Source organism: Paraburkholderia denitrificans (assembly GCF_042655705.1).
Taxonomy (GTDB): Bacteria; Pseudomonadota; Gammaproteobacteria; order Burkholderiales; family Burkholderiaceae; genus Paraburkholderia; species Paraburkholderia denitrificans.
Genome location: NZ_JBHSMP010000031.1, coordinates 1 through 18,857, shown reverse-complemented (window position 1 = coordinate 18,857; position 18,857 = coordinate 1). Strand labels below are relative to the sequence as shown.

Annotated in this window: 15 protein-coding genes and 1 tRNA gene; all 16 read right to left on the bottom strand. The window is 61.4% G+C overall.

Translation table 11 applies throughout. The features are described from left to right. The coding region (locus tag ACFPTO_RS21035) for a GTP-binding protein (RefSeq protein WP_033473206.1) at window positions 1-86 on the bottom strand (86 nt) is incomplete at its 3' end. An 85-nt stretch (window positions 87-171) separates the two neighbouring features. Continuing rightward, window positions 172-2,274 carry an elongation factor G gene (fusA, locus tag ACFPTO_RS21030; protein WP_296650895.1) on the bottom strand — a complete coding sequence of 701 codons (2,103 nt, stop codon included), beginning with the start codon at window positions 2,272-2,274 and terminating at the stop codon, window positions 172-174. Between the two features lie 133 nt (window positions 2,275-2,407). Continuing rightward, window positions 2,408-2,878, bottom strand: coding sequence for a 30S ribosomal protein S7 (gene rpsG, locus ACFPTO_RS21025; protein WP_008343817.1), 471 nt, complete (start codon window positions 2,876-2,878; stop codon window positions 2,408-2,410). Window positions 2,879-3,070: 192 nt separating this feature from the next. Further along, a complete protein-coding gene (gene rpsL, locus ACFPTO_RS21020) occupies window positions 3,071-3,451 on the bottom strand; it encodes a 30S ribosomal protein S12 (RefSeq protein ID WP_296650906.1) in 381 nt (126 codons plus the stop codon). Between the two features lie 343 nt (window positions 3,452-3,794). After that, window positions 3,795-5,642: a DNA helicase RecQ gene (gene recQ, locus ACFPTO_RS21015; protein WP_377714405.1), complete on the bottom strand. Its 1,848-nt coding sequence runs from the start codon at window positions 5,640-5,642 to the stop codon at window positions 3,795-3,797. Between the two features lie 172 nt (window positions 5,643-5,814). After that, the gene (locus ACFPTO_RS21010; RefSeq protein WP_377714403.1) at window positions 5,815-6,099 is read right to left on the bottom strand and encodes a hypothetical protein; all 285 of its coding nucleotides are present in this window, start codon (window positions 6,097-6,099) and stop codon (window positions 5,815-5,817) included. Window positions 6,100-6,326: 227 nt separating this feature from the next. Continuing rightward, window positions 6,327-10,577 carry a DNA-directed RNA polymerase subunit beta' gene (gene rpoC / locus ACFPTO_RS21005; RefSeq protein WP_377714401.1) on the bottom strand — a complete coding sequence of 1,417 codons (4,251 nt, stop codon included), beginning with the start codon at window positions 10,575-10,577 and terminating at the stop codon, window positions 6,327-6,329. Between the two features lie 21 nt (window positions 10,578-10,598). Continuing rightward, a complete protein-coding gene (gene rpoB / locus ACFPTO_RS21000; protein WP_377714399.1) occupies window positions 10,599-14,705 on the bottom strand; it encodes a DNA-directed RNA polymerase subunit beta in 4,107 nt (1,368 codons plus the stop codon). A gap of 391 nt (window positions 14,706-15,096) precedes the next feature. Next, window positions 15,097-15,471 carry a 50S ribosomal protein L7/L12 gene (gene rplL / locus ACFPTO_RS20995; RefSeq protein WP_293040336.1) on the bottom strand — a complete coding sequence of 125 codons (375 nt, stop codon included), beginning with the start codon at window positions 15,469-15,471 and terminating at the stop codon, window positions 15,097-15,099. A gap of 60 nt (window positions 15,472-15,531) precedes the next feature. After that, on the bottom strand, window positions 15,532-16,029 hold the full coding sequence (gene rplJ, locus ACFPTO_RS20990) for a 50S ribosomal protein L10 (RefSeq protein WP_293040333.1): 498 nt from the start codon (window positions 16,027-16,029) through the stop codon (window positions 15,532-15,534). 331 nt (window positions 16,030-16,360) lie between these two features. Next, entirely contained in the window at window positions 16,361-17,056 is a 696-nt protein-coding gene (gene rplA, locus ACFPTO_RS20985) for a 50S ribosomal protein L1 (protein ID WP_377714396.1), read from the bottom strand. Next, window positions 17,057-17,488 carry a 50S ribosomal protein L11 gene (gene rplK, locus ACFPTO_RS20980; protein WP_377714394.1) on the bottom strand — a complete coding sequence of 144 codons (432 nt, stop codon included), beginning with the start codon at window positions 17,486-17,488 and terminating at the stop codon, window positions 17,057-17,059. It abuts the gene before it with no gap. A gap of 165 nt (window positions 17,489-17,653) precedes the next feature. Continuing rightward, window positions 17,654-18,211: a transcription termination/antitermination protein NusG gene (gene nusG, locus ACFPTO_RS20975; protein WP_026121916.1), complete on the bottom strand. Its 558-nt coding sequence runs from the start codon at window positions 18,209-18,211 to the stop codon at window positions 17,654-17,656. Between the two features lies 1 nt (window position 18,212). Beyond that, the gene (gene secE, locus ACFPTO_RS20970; protein WP_293040320.1) at window positions 18,213-18,593 is read right to left on the bottom strand and encodes a preprotein translocase subunit SecE; all 381 of its coding nucleotides are present in this window, start codon (window positions 18,591-18,593) and stop codon (window positions 18,213-18,215) included. Between the two features lie 37 nt (window positions 18,594-18,630). Next, a tRNA-Trp gene (locus tag ACFPTO_RS20965) sits at window positions 18,631-18,706 on the bottom strand. A 64-nt stretch (window positions 18,707-18,770) separates the two neighbouring features. Continuing rightward, a partial coding sequence (locus ACFPTO_RS20960) for an EF-Tu C-terminal domain-related protein (protein WP_080361398.1) occupies window positions 18,771-18,857 on the bottom strand: 87 nt, incomplete at its 5' end.

Here is an 18,857-nt window from a genome sequence, read left to right as displayed (position 1 = left end):
GTCAGCGTGGTCTTGCCGTGGTCAACGTGACCGATCGTGCCCACGTTCACGTGCGGCTTGGTCCGTTCGAATTTACCTTTTGCCATGTTTCTCTTCTTTCAAAAAAGTGGTGAACCGGTGTCTGTTCGTTGCGAACCAGGCTTCGTTGCCCGGTTCGCTCCGTGCCGATGCTTACTTCGCCTTCGCGCTGATGATTGCGTCGGCCACGTTACGCGGTGCTTCTGCGTAGTGCTTGAATTCCATCGTGTACGTTGCGCGGCCCTGCGTGAGCGAGCGCAGCGACGTCGAGTAGCCGAACATTTCCGACAGCGGTACTTCTGCGCGAACGATCTTGCCGCCGCCAACCATGTCTTCCATGCCCTGGACAATACCGCGACGGCCCGACAGATCGCCCATCACGTTGCCCATGTAGTCTTCCGGCGTTTCGACTTCGACGGCCATCATCGGCTCGAGGATGACCGGCTGCGCCTTGCGCATTGCTTCCTTGAACGCCATCGAACCGGCCATGCGGAACGCGTTTTCGTTCGAGTCGACGTCGTGGTACGAACCGAACGTCAGGTGAACCTTCACGTCGACGACCGGGAAGCCCGCCAGCACGCCCGACTTCAGCGTGTCGGCAATACCCTTGTCCACCGCCGGGATGTATTCGCGCGGAATCACACCGCCCTTGATCTCGTCCAGGAACTCGTAGCCCTTGCCCTGCTCGTTCGGCTCGAGCGTGATGACCGCGTGACCGTACTGGCCGCGACCACCCGACTGCTTGACGAACTTGCCTTCGACGTCCTTCGCGATGGCGCGGATCGTTTCGCGGTACGCAACCTGCGGCTTGCCGACGGTCGCTTCCACGCCGAATTCGCGCTTCATGCGGTCGACCAGAATTTCGAGGTGGAGCTCGCCCATACCCGAAATGATGGTCTGGCCCGATTCCTCGTCCGTCTGGACGCGGAACGACGGATCTTCCTGAGCCAGGCGGTTGAGCGCGAGGCCCATCTTTTCCTGGTCAGCCTTGGTCTTCGGCTCGACGGCCTGCGAAATCACCGGCTCCGGGAAAATCATGCGTTCCAGAACGATCGGGTTCGCCGGGTCGCACAGCGTATCGCCCGTGGTCGCTTCCTTCAGGCCGACGGCAGCGGCGATGTCGCCCGCGCGCACTTCCTTGATTTCTTCACGGTTGTTCGCGTGCATCTGCAGAATACGGCCGAGGCGTTCCTTCTTGCCCTTGGTCGAGTTCAGCACGGTGTCGCCCGAGTTGACGATGCCCGAGTACGCGCGGAAGAAGATCAGCTGGCCGACGAACGGGTCGGTCATGATCTTGAATGCGAGCGCCGAGAACTTCTCGTCGTCCGACGCCTTGCGCTCAGCCGTTTCGCCGTTTTCCAGCTCGCCCTTGACCGGGGGGATATCCACCGGCGACGGCAGGAAGTCGATCACGGCGTCGAGCATGCGCTGCACGCCCTTGTTCTTGAACGCGGTGCCGCACAGCATCGGCTGGATTTCGCAGGCGATCGTGCGGTCGCGCAGCGCCTTGACGATTTCCGCTTCGGACAGGCCTTCGCCGCCGAGGTACTTTTCCATCAGCTCTTCGCTGGCTTCGGCAGCCGACTCGATCATCTTTTCGCGCCACTCGTTGCAGGTGTCAACGAGTTCAGCCGGGATGTCGACGTAGTCGAACTTCGTGCCTTGCGAGGCCTCGTCCCAAATGATCGCTTTCATCTTCACGAGGTCGACGACGCCCTTGAAGTTTTCTTCCGAGCCGATCGGCACCACGACCGGAACCGGGTTCGCCTTCAGGCGGGTCTTCAGCTGGTCGTAGACCTTGAAGAAGTTCGCGCCGGTACGGTCCATCTTGTTGACGAACGCGAGACGGGGAACCTTGTACTTGTTCGCCTGACGCCACACCGTTTCCGACTGCGGCTGCACGCCGCCCACGGCGCAGTAAACCATGCACGCACCGTCGAGCACGCGCATCGAGCGCTCGACTTCAATCGTGAAGTCGACGTGTCCCGGGGTGTCGATGATGTTGATGCGGTGTTCCGGATAGTTGCCGCCCATGCCCTTCCAGAAGGCGGTCGTGGCAGCGGAGGTGATCGTGATGCCACGCTCCTGTTCCTGCTCCATCCAGTCCATGGTGGCAGCGCCGTCGTGAACTTCACCAATCTTGTGGTTCACGCCGGTGTAGAACAGGATGCGCTCGGTCGTCGTCGTTTTGCCGGCGTCGATGTGAGCGCTAATACCGATGTTGCGGTAGCGCTCGATAGGAGTCTTGCGAGCCACTTTGATCCTCTATGGGGAGGGACACATCAGGTTCGATCCCGACGCGTCTGAACACAAACGGGCGAGGCGCTGAATTAGCGCACCCGCCCGGAATTTTTTCCGCTTTAGAACAAACCCTGAGCGGGTTTGCCTCTTAGAAACGGAAGTGCGAGAACGCCTTGTTCGCTTCTGCCATCCGGTGAACTTCGTCGCGCTTCTTCATTGCGCCACCGCGGCCTTCGGCCGCTTCTTGCAGTTCGCCCGCCAGACGCAGAGCCATCGACTTCTCGCTGCGCTTCTTCGCGGCTTCACGCAGCCAACGCATCGCCAATGCCATACGACGCGACGGACGCACTTCGACCGGAACCTGATAGTTCGCACCACCCACGCGACGGCTCTTCACTTCGACAACCGGCTTCACGTTGTTGAGTGCGACAGTGAACACTTCCAGCGGGTCCTTGCCACCCTTGGTCTGGATCTGTTCGAAAGCGCCGTACACAATGCGCTCGGCAACCGACTTCTTGCCGGAGAGCATCAGCACGTTCATGAACTTGGCTACATCAACGTTGCCGAACTTCGGATCCGGCAACACTTCCCGCTTGGGAACTTCGCGACGACGCGGCATCTTTCTTCCTTTAACTTTTCAGTTGAAGCGCGGGATCGAACCCTTGCGCTCCGCGGCCACCAACTAACCCGATTCATCTATTACGACTTACCAGCCTGGTCGGGTGACCACTTACTCGACAGCACCGGACAATCCGGCACCACCGCATGTATCGCCTCGCGCCAATAACCGGCGCAGACGACGTTTCGACTCTTACTTCGCAGCCTTCGCGCGCTTCGCGCCGTACTTCGAACGAGCCTGCTTACGATCCTTGACGCCCTGGGTATCCAGCGAGCCGCGAACCATGTGGTAACGCACACCCGGCAAGTCCTTCACACGGCCGCCGCGGATCAGCACAACCGAGTGTTCCTGCAGGTTGTGGCCTTCACCGCCGATGTACGAAATCACTTCGAAGCCGTTCGTCAGACGAACCTTGGCGACCTTACGAAGCGCCGAGTTCGGCTTCTTCGGCGTCGTCGTGTACACGCGGGTGCACACGCCGCGACGCTGCGGGCAGTCCTGCAGGGCCGGACTCTTGCTCTTCGAGACTTCCGAAGTACGGCCTTTGCGAACCAGTTGATTGATGGTTGGCATTGTTTATTCCTGAAATTGAACAAAATCGACGCATTTATTCCCGGGCAAAGCGGAAAACCATGCGTATCGAACTCCGGGACTGGAAAAAGACGTGAGTCCTGATCTTCACATTCGGCCCGCTTGTTACTTGATATGGACGAGCGCTTAGTTCCCAAGAACCGGAACCGAGCATGATATTCCGAAAATACCAAGCGAGTCAACGGTTTGCGATGCTCAGGACCGCCGGGGAAATGACAATGACGCGACAACGAGACCGTATGAGACTGCAAGAGACGGTTTAGGCCGGCTTGCGGCGGCGAGTGGTGACGGTTGCGGTGACGATTGTTCGCCGCGTCGTCAGGAATTACGCGTCGCCGACAACCTCCAGCAGCTCCTCGCCGAAGCGTTCGAGCTTGCGCGCGCCCATCCCCGGGATTTCGCGCAGTTCGTCGAACGATTCAGGGCCGTTGCGGGCGATTTCCGCCAGCGTGGCGTCGTGGAAGATCAGGTAGGCGGGAACGCCCTCGCTCTTCGCGGTTTCCGTGCGCCACAGTCGCAGACGATCCCAGCGCGTACGCTGGCGCGGGCTCATACCCTGGGTCGGATCGGCGCGCTCGCTCGTGCGGCCCGACGACTGGCGCGTGCGCTGCGGCTTCACATAGCGGCGCATCGTCACCTTCTGGTCGCCCTTCAAAACCGGCTTGCTCGCCTCGGTGAGCACGAGCGAACCGAAGCCGTCGTGATCGACGGCCAGATAGCCGAATGCCACCAGTTGCCGGAAGATCGCACGCCATTCGGCTTCGGAAAGCGCCGCACCGATGCCGAAGGTGGATATCTTCTCGTGGCCGCGCGCGAGGATCTTCTCGGTGCGGTTGCCGCGCAGAATGTCGATCAGGTGGCCCGCGCCGAAGTTGAAGCCACTCGCGCGCTGCGCGCGGAACACGCACGAAAGCGCCATCTGCGCCTCACGCGTGGCGTCCCACGTGGCGGGCGGTTCGAGACACGTATCGCAATTGCCGCACGGCTGGCTGGCTTCGCCGAAATACGCGAGCAGGCGCACGCGGCGGCACGACGCCGTCTCGCACAGCCCGAGCAGCGCATCAAGCTTGCCTGTCTGGACGCGCTTGTGGGCTTCGTCGGCCTCCGATTCGTCGATCATCTTGCGCTGCTGCACGACATCGCCGAGGCCGTAGGCCATCCACGCATTCGCCGCCAGCCCGTCGCGGCCCGCGCGCCCCGTTTCCTGGTAATAGCCTTCGACGCTCTTGGGCAAATCCAGATGGGCGACGAAACGCACGTCCGGCTTGTCGATGCCCATGCCGAACGCAATCGTCGCGCACATCACGACGCCCTCCTCGCGCTGGAAGATTTCCTGGTGCTGCTGGCGCACCTCGAACTCCATGCCCGCGTGGTACGGCAGCGCGCGCACGCCCTGCCCCTTGAGCCATTCGGCCGTTTCTTCGACCTTGCGGCGCGAGAGGCAGTAGACAACGCCCGCGTCGGTCGTGCCGTTGGCGCGGCTGTGCTCGGCACGAATGAAATCGAGCAGCTGCGCGCGCGCATTGTCCTTTTCGACGATGCGATAGCGGATATTCGGCCGGTCGAAGCTCGAGACGAATACGCGCGCGTCGTCGAGCGCAAGCCGGTGCGCGATCTCGTCGCGCGTGATGTCGTCGGCGGTTGCTGTAAGCGCGATGCGCGGCACATCCGGAAAGCGTTCGTGCAATACCGAAAGCTGGATGTACTCGGGCCGGAAATCGTGCCCCCATTGCGACACGCAATGCGCTTCGTCGATGGCGAACAGGCCGATACGCGTGCGTTCGAGCAGATCGAGAAAACGCGGCGTCATGAGACGCTCGGGCGCGACGTAGAGCAGATCGATGCTGCCCTCGCGCAGCGCGCGTTCGGTGGCGGCGGCTTCGGCGCCGGAGAGCGTGGAGTTCAGGTAGGCGGCGCGCACGCCGACTTCGGTGAGCGCGGCCACCTGATCCTGCATGAGCGCGATGAGCGGCGACACGACGATGCCGGCGCCGTGACCGGCTTCGTGACGCACGAGCGCGGGGATCTGATAGCAGAGCGATTTGCCGCCGCCCGTGGGCATCAGAACCAGCGAATCGCCGCCCGCCGCGACGTGCTCGACGATCTCCGCTTGCTGCCCCCTGAAAGCGGGATAACCGAAGACTTCGTTGAGGATTTCGAGCGAGCGGGACATGGAGAGGCGGGTCGATGCAAAGGCAGTGGGCACGATTTTACCAACCCGTGCCGCCTCTGCCCGCCGCTACGGCCGATATTGTCCGTTCGGCGGATAGTCAGCGCGCACGCATGCGATGCGCGCTATGCACGCGGATCGCGAGAACGCGAGCATGCGGGCGCGATGGCGTGAATCAGCGCGCGAGCCGGTCGCCGCGGCGCGCGACGAGGATACTGCCGATGATCGAGACGAGCCCGACCGGAATGAAGATGAGCGAGCCGATGGTGATCAGCACGGCGCCGCCCTTGCGCTTGCCCGCTATCAGCATGATGTAGCCGATGATGAGAAACGCCCACACCACGAGGAAGGTTGCGAAGAACCACGCGGCCTGCTGGACTCCGACGTGATGCAGCAAATACGAAAAGATACCGACCGACGCCAGCATATTCAGGAACAACCCGGCTCCAACGACCCACATGATTCACGCCTCCCGATTCGGATAGATCCCGTCTGCCACGCTCGATGCGGCGCATGCACAGCGTGGCGCGCGTACGTTAGCACGGTCCGGTGCGCGCTGCACGGCGCACGCGCGCTCGCACTCATTCGCGCGCGGGCAACAAAAAAGGCCGTCCGGTCGAAACCAGACGGCCTTGCGACTTCTGCGACTTCTGTCAGCACAGGGCGGCGGCTACGCCGCCCCGATGCTTACTCGCCAGTCGTGTGCGGCTGTTGCGGCTCTTCGGCGGCCGGGGTTTCCGGCGTGCCGAAGTCGAACGCTTCTTCCGCTGCGATCTGGTCGAAACGCTCGCGATCCGACGATTCCTTCGCCTTGCGCGCCTTGTGGAACGCGAGACCCGTACCGGCCGGAATCAGACGGCCGACGATCACGTTTTCCTTCAGGCCACGCAGATCGTCGCGCTTGCCCATGATCGCCGCTTCGGTCAGCACGCGGGTCGTTTCCTGGAACGATGCCGCCGAGATGAACGAGTCGGTCGAGAGCGATGCCTTCGTGATACCGAGCAGCACGTTCTCGTAGATCGCCGGGCGCTTGTCGTCGGCGTTCATCTTGTCGTTTTCGTCCAGCATGTCCGAACGCTCGACCTGCTCGCCCGGAATGAAGCGCGTATCGCCGTTGTCGGTGATCTGCACGCGGCGCAGCATCTGACGCACGATCACTTCGATGTGCTTGTCGTTGATCTTCACACCCTGCAGACGGTACACGTCCTGCACTTCGTCGACGATGTAGCGCGACAGCGCCTCGATACCCTGCAGACGCAGGATGTCGTGCGGATCGGCCGGGCCGTCCACGATCATTTCGCCCTTGTTGACGACCTGACCGTCGTGGACCAGCACCTGCTTTTCCTTCGCGATCAGGAACTCGTGCTGGTTGCCCTCGAGGTCCGTGATGACGAGACGCTGCTTGCCCTTCGTGTCCTTACCGAACGACACCGTACCCGTGACTTCCGCCAGGATGCCGGCATCCTTCGGCGAACGTGCTTCGAACAGTTCCGCCACACGCGGCAGACCGCCGGTAATGTCACGCGTCTTCTGCGATTCGGTCGGGATACGTGCGAGCACTTCACCGATCTGCACCTGCTGACCGTCCTTCACGGTGATCAGCGCGCCGACCTGGAAGCCGATCTGCACCGAGTGCTCGGTGCCCGGGATCTTCACTTCCTCGCCGTTCGCGTCGAGCAGCTTCACCTGCGGACGCACGCTCTTCGCGGCCTGCGAGCCGCGGCGCTTCACGTCGATCACGACCAGGGTCGACAGACCCGTGACGTCGTCGATCTGCTTCGCCACGGTCACGCCTTCCTCGACGTTCTCGAACTTCACCGTACCGCCGTACTCGGTGATGATCGGACGCGTCATCGGATCCCACGTCGCGAGCTGCGTGCCTGCCTTGATCTGCGCACCGTCGAGCTGCAGCAGCGTCGCGCCGTACGGCACCTTGTGACGCTCGCGCTCGCGGCCGTGATCGTCGGCGATGAGCGCTTCGCCCGAACGCGAGATGACGATCTGCTCGCCCTTCGCATTCGTGACGTAACGCATCGTCGCCGTGAAGCGCACGGTACCGTTGCTCTTCGCTTCGACCGACGAGGCCACTGCTGCACGCGACGCCGCACCACCGATGTGGAACGTACGCATCGTGAGCTGCGTGCCCGGTTCGCCGATCGACTGAGCGGCGATCACGCCAACCGCTTCGCCGACGTTCACGCGCGAGCCGCGGCCGAGGTCGCGGCCATAGCACGAGGCGCACAGGCCATAGCGCGTTTCGCAGGTGAGCGGCGTGCGCACGCGCACTTCGTCGATGCCGAGGGCTTCGATCTGCTCCACTGCGGTTTCGTCGAGCAGCGTGCCGGATTCGTACAGCGTTTCCTGGCTTTCCGGGTTGACGACGTCCGCCACCGCGACGCGGCCGAGAATCCGGTCGCGCAGCGCTTCGACGACTTCACCGCCTTCCACGAGCGCCTTCATCGCCACGCCGTTCGACGTGCCGCAATCCTCCTCGACGACCACGAGATCCTGCGTGACGTCGACGAGACGACGCGTCAGGTAACCCGAGTTCGCGGTCTTCAGTGCCGTATCAGCCAGACCCTTACGTGCACCGTGGGTCGAGATGAAGTACTGCAGCACGTTCAGGCCTTCGCGGAAGTTCGCGGTAATCGGCGTTTCGATAATCGAGCCGTCCGGCTTCGCCATCAGGCCGCGCATACCCGCCAGCTGACGGATCTGGACCGCGGAACCCCGCGCGCCCGAGTCGGCCATCATGTAGATCGAGTTGAACGATTCCTGACGCGTATGGTTGCCGTTGCGATCGACCACCGGCTCCGTCGAGAGCTGCTCCATCATCGCCTTGCCGACCGCTTCCGACGTCGCCGACCAGATGTCGACCACGTTGTTGTAGCGTTCCTGCGCGGTGACGAGACCCGACATGTACTGGCGGTCGTATTCCTTCACCTTCTTCGCGGCGTCGCCGACGATCGTTTCCTTCTGCGGCGGCACGAGCATGTCGTCCACGCAGATCGAAATGCCGGCGCGCGTCGCGAGACGGAAACCCGACTGCATCAGCTGGTCGGCGAACACCACCGTCGCGCGCAGACCGCACTTGCGGAACGCCGTGTTGATCAGACGCGAGATTTCCTTCTTCTTCAGCGGCTTGTTCAGCACCGAGAACGGCAGGCCGTGCGGCAGGATTTCCGAAAGGATCGAGCGGCCGACGGTCGTCGGATACAGCGTGATCTTCGGCACGAAAGCCGGCGCGCCTTCCGACGTGTCCTCGTTGCGCACCATTTCGGTAATACGCACGTTCACGCGCGAGGCCAGCTCGACTTCCTTGTTCTCGTACGCGCGGATCGCTTCCGACACGCCCGTGAACGTCATGCCTTCGCCCTTGCCGTTGATCGCTTCACGCGTCGCGTAGTAGAGACCAAGCACGATATCCTGCGACGGCACGATCGACGGATCGCCGTTCGCCGGGAACAGGACGTTGTTCGACGCGAGCATGAGCGTGCGCGCTTCCATCTGCGCTTCGAGCGACAGCGGCACGTGAACGGCCATCTGGTCGCCGTCGAAGTCGGCGTTGAACGCCGCGCAGACGAGCGGGTGCAGCTGGATCGCCTTACCTTCGATCAGCACCGGCTCGAACGCCTGGATACCGAGACGGTGCAGCGTCGGCGCACGGTTCAGCATGACCGGATGCTCGCGGATCACCTCTTCGAGGATGTCCCACACCACCGCCGTCTGGTTCTCGACTTCCTTCTTCGCGGCCTTGATCGTGGTCGCGACGCCCATCGTCTCAAGCTTGTTGAAGATGAACGGCTTGAAGAGTTCGAGCGCCATCAGCTTCGGCAGACCGCACTGGTGCAGCTTCAGCGTCGGGCCGACCACGATGACCGAACGGCCCGAGTAGTCGACGCGCTTACCGAGCAGGTTCTGACGGAAGCGACCGCCCTTACCCTTGATCATGTCGGCGAGCGACTTCAGCGGACGCTTGTTCGCACCCGTCATCGCCTTGCCGCGGCGGCCGTTGTCGAGCAGCGAGTCGACGGCTTCCTGGAGCATCCGCTTTTCGTTGCGGACGATGATCTCCGGCGCCTTCAGCTCGAGCAGACGCTTCAGACGGTTGTTACGGTTGATGACGCGGCGATACAGGTCGTTCAGGTCCGACGTCGCGAAACGGCCGCCGTCGAGCGGCACGAGCGGACGCAGTTCCGGCGGCAGCACCGGCAGCACTTCGAGCACCATCCATTCGGGCTTGATGCCCGAACGCTGGAAGGCCTCGAGCACCTTCAGGCGCTTCGCGTACTTCTTGATCTTCGCTTCGGAACCGGTGTTCTTCAGCTCCGTGCGCAGCGTCTCGACCTGCTCGTCGATGTTGATCGCGCGCAGCAGCTCGCGCACGCCTTCCGCGCCCATCTCGGCGCGGAATTCGTCGCCGTATTCCTCGACCTTGTTGTAGTAATCCTCTTCGGTCATGATCTGACGCGCCTTCAGCGGCGTCATGCCCGGATCGATCACCACGTAGGCTTCGAAGTACAGCACGCGCTCGATGTCGCGCAGCGTCATGTCGAGCACCATGCCCAGACGCGACGGCAGCGACTTCAGGAACCAGATATGCGCGACCGGCGAGGCCAGCTCGATGTGGCCCATGCGTTCGCGGCGCACCTTGGCGAGCGTGACTTCAACGCCGCACTTCTCGCAGATCACGCCACGGTGCTTCAGGCGCTTGTACTTGCCGCACAGGCACTCGTAGTCCTTGATCGGCCCGAAGATCTTCGCGCAGAACAGACCATCGCGTTCCGGCTTGAACGTACGGTAGTTGATGGTCTCCGGCTTCTTCACTTCACCGAACGACCACGAGCGGATCTTGTCCGGCGAGGCCAGACCGATCTTGATCGCGTCAAAAACTTCTTCTTGTTGGACTTGCTTGAATAGATCGAGCAGAGCTTTCATTGCCTTCTCTCCGTAGTCCGATTAGTTGCGGTCGAGGTCGATGTCGATGCCGAGCGAGCGGATTTCCTTCACCAGCACGTTGAAGGATTCCGGCATGCCCGCGTCGATGACGTGATCGCCCTTGACGAGGTTCTCATACACCTTCGTACGGCCCGTCACGTCGTCCGACTTCACCGTCAACATTTCCTGCAGCACATACGAAGCGCCATACGCTTCGAGCGCCCACACTTCCATTTCACCGAAACGCTGGCCGCCGAACTGCGCCTTACCACCCAGCGGCTGCTGCGTGACGAGCGAGTACGGACCCGTCGAACGCGCGTGCATCTTGTCGTCGACAAGGTGGTGCAGCTTCAGGTAGTGCATGTAGCCCACGGTGACCGTACGCTCGAAGCCTTCGCCCGTGCGGCCGTCGTACAGACGCACCTGGTTCTTCGACTTCGTCATGCCGAGGTTCGCGGCGATGTCGTCCGGATAGGCGAGATCGAGCATCTTCGACATTTCTTCTTCGGTCGCACCATCGAACACCGGCGTCGCGAACGGCACGCCTTCACGCAGATTGCGCGCGAGTTCGACGATTTCGTCATCGGTGAAGCTGTCCAGATCTTCCGGGTGACCCGACTCGTTGTAGATCTTCGTGAGGAACACACGCAGCTCTTCAACCTTCGCCTGACGCTGCAGCATTTCGCCGATACGCCAGCCGAGGCCCTTCGCGGCCCAGCCGAGGTGCACTTCGAGAACCTGACCCACGTTCATCCGTGACGGCACGCCGAGCGGGTTCAGCACGACGTCTGCCGGACGGCCGTCGGCCATGTACGGCATGTCTTCGATCGGAACGATCTTCGACACCACACCCTTGTTACCGTGACGACCGGCCATCTTGTCGCCAGGCTGCAGACGGCGCTTCACCGCGAGGTACACCTTGACCATCTTCAGCACGCCCGGCGGCAGTTCGTCGCCTTGCGTGAGCTTCTTGCGCTTTTCTTCGAACGCGAGGTCGAACTGGTGGCGCTTCTCTTCGATCGAGTTCTTGATCGCTTCGAGCTGTGCCGCGGCTTCTTCGTCCGCGAGGCGGATGTCGAACCAGTGGTAGTGATCCAGATCGGCGAGGTAAGCCTGCTCGATCTTCGTGCCCTTCGCGAGCTTCTTCGGACCGCCGTTCGCGACCTTGCCGTCGAGCATGCGCGCGAGACGCTGGAACGCGTCGCCTTCGACGATGCGCAGCTGGTCGTTCAGGTCGAGGCGATAGCGCTTCAGTTCATCGTCGATGATCTGCTGGGCGCGCTTGTCGCGCTGGATGCCTTCACGCGTGAACACCTGCACGTCGATGACCGTGCCGCTCATGCCCGAGGGCACGCGCAGCGACGTGTCCTTCACGTCGGATGCCTTTTCGCCGAAGATCGCGCGCAGCAGCTTTTCTTCCGGCGTAAGCTGGGTTTCGCCCTTCGGCGTGACCTTGCCGACGAGCACGTCGCCCGCTTCGACTTCCGCGCCGATGTACACGATGCCCGACTCGTCGAGACGGCCAAGCTGCACTTCCGCGAGGTTCGAAATGTCGCGCGTGATTTCTTCCGGTCCGAGCTTCGTGTCGCGAGCGACCACGTTCAGCTCTTCGATGTGGATCGACGTGTAACGATCGTCGGCCACGACCTTTTCCGAAATCAGGATCGAGTCTTCGAAGTTGTAGCCGTTCCACGGCATGAACGCGATCAGCATGTTCTGGCCGAGCGCGAGCTCGCCCAGATCGGTCGATGCGCCGTCAGCCAGCACGTCGTCGCGCGCAACCTTGTCGCCCATCTTCACGATCGGACGCTGGTTGATGTTCGTGTTCTGGTTCGAACGCGTGTACTTGATCAGGTTGTAGATGTCGACACCGACTTCACCCGCCACCGCTTCGTCGTCGTTCACGCGAATCACGATACGGCCCGCGTCGACGTAGTCCACCACGCCGCCGCGCAGCGCCTGAACCGTCGTACCCGAGTCGACCGCAACCGTGCGCTCGATGCCCGTACCGACAACCGGCTTTTCCGGACGCAGACACGGCACGGCCTGACGCTGCATGTTCGAGCCCATCAGTGCGCGGTTCGCGTCGTCGTGCTCGAGGAACGGAATCAGCGAAGCTGCAACCGAGACGATCTGCGACGGCGCCACGTCCATGTACTGGATGCGGTCCGGCGTGACCATCAGCGTTTCGCCCGCTTCACGCGACGACACGAGTTCGTCGGTCAGCGTGCCGTCTTCGGCCACGGCTGCGTTCGCCTGCGCGATCACGTAACGGCCTTCTTCGATCGCCGACAGGTAGTCGATCTGATCGGTCACCTTGCCGTCCGTGACCTTGCGGTACGGCGTTTCGAGGAAGCCGTACTCGTTCAGGTGCGCGTACAGCGCGAGCGAGTTGATCAGACCGATGTTCGGACCTTCCGGCGTTTCGATCGGGCACACGCGGCCATAGTGGGTCGGGTGCACGTCGCGGACTTCGAAGCCTGCGCGCTCGCGCGTCAGACCGCCCGGGCCCAGTGCGGAAACACGACGCTTGTGCGTGATTTCCGACAGCGGGTTGGTCTGGTCCATGAACTGCGACAGCTGCGACGAACCGAAGAACTCGCGAATCGCCGACGAAATCGGCTTCGAGTTGATCAGGTCGTGCGGCATCAGGTTTTCGCTTTCGGCCTGGCCGAGGCGTTCCTTGACTGCACGCTCGACGCGCACGAGACCCGCGCGGAACTGGTTTTCCGCGAGTTCGCCCACGCAGCGCACGCGACGATTGCCGAGGTGGTCGATATCGTCCACTTCGCCCTTGCCGTTACGCAGCTCGACGAGGATCTTGATGGTCGCGAGGATGTCGTCGTCCTGCAGCGTCATCGGGCCGGTGATCTCGTCACGGCCGACGCGGCGGTTGAACTTCATACGACCCACCTTCGAGAGGTCGTACGCTTCTTCGCTGTAGAAGAGACGATTGAACAGGGCCTCGACCGCTTCTTCGGTCGGCGGCTCGCCCGGGCGCATCATGCGGTAGATCGCGATGCGCGCAGCCATCTTGTCGGCCGTTTCGTCGATACGCAGCGTCGACGAGATGTACGGCCCCTGGTCCAGATCGTTCGTGTAGAGCGTCTGGATGTCCTTGATCTTCGAATCGCGCAGCTTCTCGAGCACGGTTTCGGTGATTTCGTCGTTCGCGTTCGCGATGACTTCGCCCGTGTCGCCATCGACGACATTCTTGGCCAGCACACGGCCAAGCAGATAATCTTCCGGGACCGAAATAAACGTGGTCTTGGCGGTTTCGAGGTCGCGAATGTGCTTCGCGTTGATCCGCTTGTCCTTCTGGACGATGGTCTTGCCGTCGCGATCGGTAATGTCGAAGCGCGCGACTTCACCGCGCAGACGCTCCGGCACGAACTCCATCTGCGCGCCTTCCGGCATCAGCGAGAAGTTGTCGAACACGAAGAAGTTCGCGAGGATCTGTTCCGGCGAAAGGCCGATCGCCTTCAGCAGGATCGTGACCGGCATCTTGCGGCGACGGTCGACGCGGAAATACAGCACGTCCTTCGGATCGAATTCGAAGTCGAGCCACGAACCGCGGTAAGGAATGATACGTGCCGAGAAGAGCAGCTTGCCCGAGCTGTGCGTCTTGCCCTTGTCGTGCTCGAAGAACACGCCAGGCGAGCGGTGCAGCTGCGAAACAATGACGCGCTCGGTGCCATTGATGACGAACGAGCCGGTCGGCGTCATGAGCGGAATTTCGCCCATGTACACTTCCTGCTCCTTCACTTCCTTGACGACCGGCTTGCTCGGCGACTCTTTGTCGTGCAACACCAGACGCACCTTGGCGCGCAGCGCCGAGCAGTACGTGAGGCCGCGTTGCTGGCACTCTTTGATGTTGAACGCCGGCGACGACAGCATGTAGCTGACGAACTCTAGACGAGCAAAGCCGTTATGCGAAACAATAGGAAAAACGGACGTAAACGCAGCCTGCAGACCTTCCGGCTTGCGTTGTGCGATCGCCGTTTCTGCTTGCAGAAACGTGCTGAATGATTCAAGCTGGGTAGCCAGCAGGAAAGGAACTTGGTGAACGATGGGGCGCTTCGCGAAACTCTTGCGAATACGCTTCTTCTCGGTGAAGGAATATTGCATACGATCTCCGAATCACGGCGGGTTGGTCGGAGCAGAATTGCCCGATGGGAACGACCCGAGTGTTCACCGACTGAGACCCGATGGCTTCGCGAGCCTTGGAAGCTTGGTGGTTGGCCTCTACCAACCGCTGGCTGACGGCCGCGGATGCCGAATTAGATAACTGCGTTTCCCGCGGCCCGACCAAACTTGCCTTCTGCAGTCGCTTCAGAAGACAAAGAGAAGCGTCGTCGGATGCATGTGCAACATGCATCGAAAGACGATTTTCTTTGGCTTCTGGGTTCTGCATTCACGCCTCCGATCCTGAAAAATCGAACACTCAAACGCAGTTCCCACAAAGCACAAAAAGGCCGGCGGTGTAAAAACCGCCAGCCTTCGCACAGCGCGCTGAAACTTACTTGATTTCAGCCTTCGCGCCGGCTTCTTCCAGCTTCTTCTTGGCTTCTTCAGCAGCAGCCTTGGGCACCGCTTCCTTCACGGGCTTCGGTGCGCCATCAACCAGGTCCTTCGCTTCCTTCAGGCCGAGACCCGTCAGTTCGCGAACGGCCTTAATCACCGACACCTTGTTTGCGCCGGTTTCGGTCAGGATGACGTTGAATTCCGTCTGCTCTTCAGCAGCAGCAGCAGCGCCGCCGCCTGCGGGGCCAGCGACTGCGACAGCAGCGGCCGACACGCCAAACTTCTCTTCGAAAGCCTTGACCAGTTCGTTCAGTTCGAGAACCGACATCGCGCCAACGGCTTCGAGGATGTCTTCTTTTGCGATTGCCATGTGAAATTACTCCAGATTTGAATTCGGAAACAGCTAGCGATTCTTTCCGCTTGCCCGTTATTACGCAGCTTCGGCTTGCTTCTTTTCCGCCAGGGCGGCAAGAGCGCGCGCCATACCGGAAACCGGAGCCTGCATAACGAACAGCAGCTTCGAGAGCAGTTCTTCGCGGCTCGGGATGCTGGCCAGCGCTTGCACGCCTGCCTTGTCCATCACCTTGCCTTCGTAGGAACCGGCCTTGATGATCAACTTGTCATTGCCCTTGGCGAAGTCATTGACGACCTTCGCTGCAGCAATCGCATCTTCCGAGATGCCGTAGATCAGGGGACCAGTCATCTGCTCTGCCAGCGGAGCAAACGGGGTACCTTCGACAGCGCGACGCGCCAGCGTGTTCTTCAACACGCGCAGGTACACCTGTTGCTCGCGCGCTTTCGCGCGCAGCTTGGTCAGATCGCCAACCGCGATTCCACGATACTCGGCCAGCACCATGGTCTGAGCCTTCACGACTTGCGCGGAGACTTCAGCCACGACGGCCTGCTTACCTTCTTTGTTCAGTGGCACGGTTAACCTCCAGATTCGACACCCGACGCTTTCACGCCCGATGCCGCGTTCAACAACGGCGACCGACCAGTCCGGAGTAACTCAGTTCGCGTTCGAGGACGTTGCCGCCCGCTCCCGCTCACATCGGCACTTCAAAACCTTTTCGGGTTCGCCATCTGCGTTGGCTCTGAATTAAGGAAGCACCCAACTGCTGCACTTCCGCCAACGGTCTTTGACAACCGGTCATGCAATGCGAACTGCCACCGCACAACCGCCCAAAGCCCTTTAAATCCGCGCTGCTGCCTCGTTCAGAGTTCGAGGCCTGAAACGAAACTTCAGCGCGGCAAAAACATTACGCTGCGAGCGACGTCTGATCGACGCGCACGCCAACGCCCATCGTGCTCGACACGGCGATCTTGCGCAGGTACACGCCCTTGCTCGTTGCCGGCTTCGCCTTGTTCAGCGCCTCGAGCAGTGCGTCGAGGTTCGAGCGCAGCGCTGCCGGCTCGAACGATGCACGGCCGATGGTCGCGTGGATGATACCGGCCTTGTCGACACGGAACTGCACCTGACCTGCCTTCGCGTTCTTGACCGCGGTGGCGACGTCCGGCGTCACGGTGCCGACCTTCGGGTTCGGCATCAGGCCGCGCGGGCCGAGGATCTGACCGAGCGTACCGACGACGCGCATCGTGTCCGGCGAAGCGATCACGATGTCGAAATTCAGGTTGCCGCCCTTGATCTGCTCGGCGAGGTCTTCCATGCCGACGATCTCGGCGCCAGCGGCGCGAGCCTGTTCGGCCTTTTCACCTTGCGCGAACACGGCAACGCGGACCGACTTACCCGTACCGGCGGGCAGAACGACCGAGCCGCGAACGACCTGGTCCGACTTCTTCGCATCGATGCCGAGCTGGACAGCGACGTCGATCGACTCGTCGAACTTCGCCGTTGCGCATTCCTTCACGAGCGACAGGGCGTCGGCGATCGGATATTGCTTCTGACGATCGACCTTGGCAGCCAGTGCCTTTTGACGCTTGGAAACGTTAGCCATTTACACGCCCTCCACGGTGATGCCCATCGAACGGGCGCTACCAGCGATCGTGCGGACCGCTGCGTCCATATCGGCTGCCGTGAGGTCCGGCATCTTGGTCTTGGCGATTTCTTCAGCTTGCGCGCGGGTGATGTTACCGACCTTGTCGGTATGCGGCCTGGCCGAACCCTTCTCGAGCTTGGCGGCCTTCTTGATCAGGACCGTAGCCGGCGGCGTCTTCAGAATGAACGTGAAGCTCTTGTCCGCGAATGCCGTGATGACGACCGGCACCGGCAGACCCGGTTCCATCGCCTGGGTCTGCGCGTTGAACGCCTTGCAGAACTCCATGATGTTCAGGCCGCGCTGGCCCAGTGCCGGACCGACCGGCGGCGACGGGTTGGCTTTACCTGCAGGAATCTGCAGCTTGATAAAGCCGATGATTTTCTTTGCCATGTTGAAAACCTCGTTGGAACGCGTGAGCGTTCAGGTGAGTGGTAGCGCGCTCTCGCCCGTCGTACTGCAGCTGCTGGACTACTGGCGCTCCTCTACGGCCGTAACGCGGACCGTAAGCGCGAAAGAACGGATGGCATCCGAAGATGCGATCCGTTGGAATTCGATTTACAGCTTTTCGACCTGGCCGAATTCGAGTTCGACCGGCGTGGCGCGACCGAAAATGGTGACGGAAACGCGGACGCGCGACTTTTCGTAGTTCACTTCTTCGACGCTGCCGTTGAAGTCCGTGAACGGACCGTCCTTCACGCGAACCATCTCGCCGACTTCGAACAGGGTCTTGGGACGCGGCTTCTCCACGCCTTCCTGCATCTGCGACATGATCTTTTCGACTTCGCGCGGCGAAATCGGGCTCGGCCGATTACGTGCTCCGCCGACGAAACCGGTCACCTTGGCCGTGTTCTTCACGAGGTGCCACGTTTCGTCCGTCATTTCCATCTCGACCAGGACGTAGCCCGGGAAGAAACGACGTTCGGTCACCGATTTGTGACCGCCCTTCACCTCGACCACCTCTTCAGTGGGGACGAGGATCTGGCCAAACTTGTCCTGCATGCCGGCGCGTTCGATGCGCTCCTGAAGCGCACGTTGCACGCTCTTCTCCATACCGGAGTAGGCGTGCACCACGTACCAACGTTTTCCGCTCGGGGATGCCGGTGTATCGCTCATATCATTTCCAACCCAGAATCGCCGAGAAAATCACCCATTCGATGGACTTGTCGCAAATCCAAAGAACGACCGCCATTACCAGCACAAAACCGAAGACCACCAGCGTCGTCTGCGTTGCCTCCTTGCGAGTCGGCCAGACAACCTTGCGAACTTCCTTGTACGAGTCTTTGGCAAACGCGATGAAGCTCTTGCCGGGCGCCGAGAGAAGACCGACTACCACCCCTGCGATGACCCCGACAGCAAGGGCAGCACCGCGGATATACCACTCCTGGCTACCGAGCCAGTAGAACCCTACGAACCCGGCCACCACCAACAATACGCCCGCGGCAAGCATGAGCTTGTCGCTGGAAGTATTAACAGTTTCGACGGAAGGATTCGCCATAACACCTTAAAGACAACGCGCTTAAGGCGCGAAAAGTTGGCAGGGGCAGAGGGAATCGAACCCCCAACCTTCGGTTTTGGAGACCGACGCTCTGCCAGTTGAGCTATACCCCTAAACCATTTGGGGTTGGCGGCATCGCCAACCCCGAAAACAACCGATCAACGAGAATTAACTGGCTTACTCGATGATCTTGGCAACGACACCGGCGCCGACGGTACGGCCGCCTTCGCGGATTGCGAAGCGCAGACCTTCTTCCATGGCGAT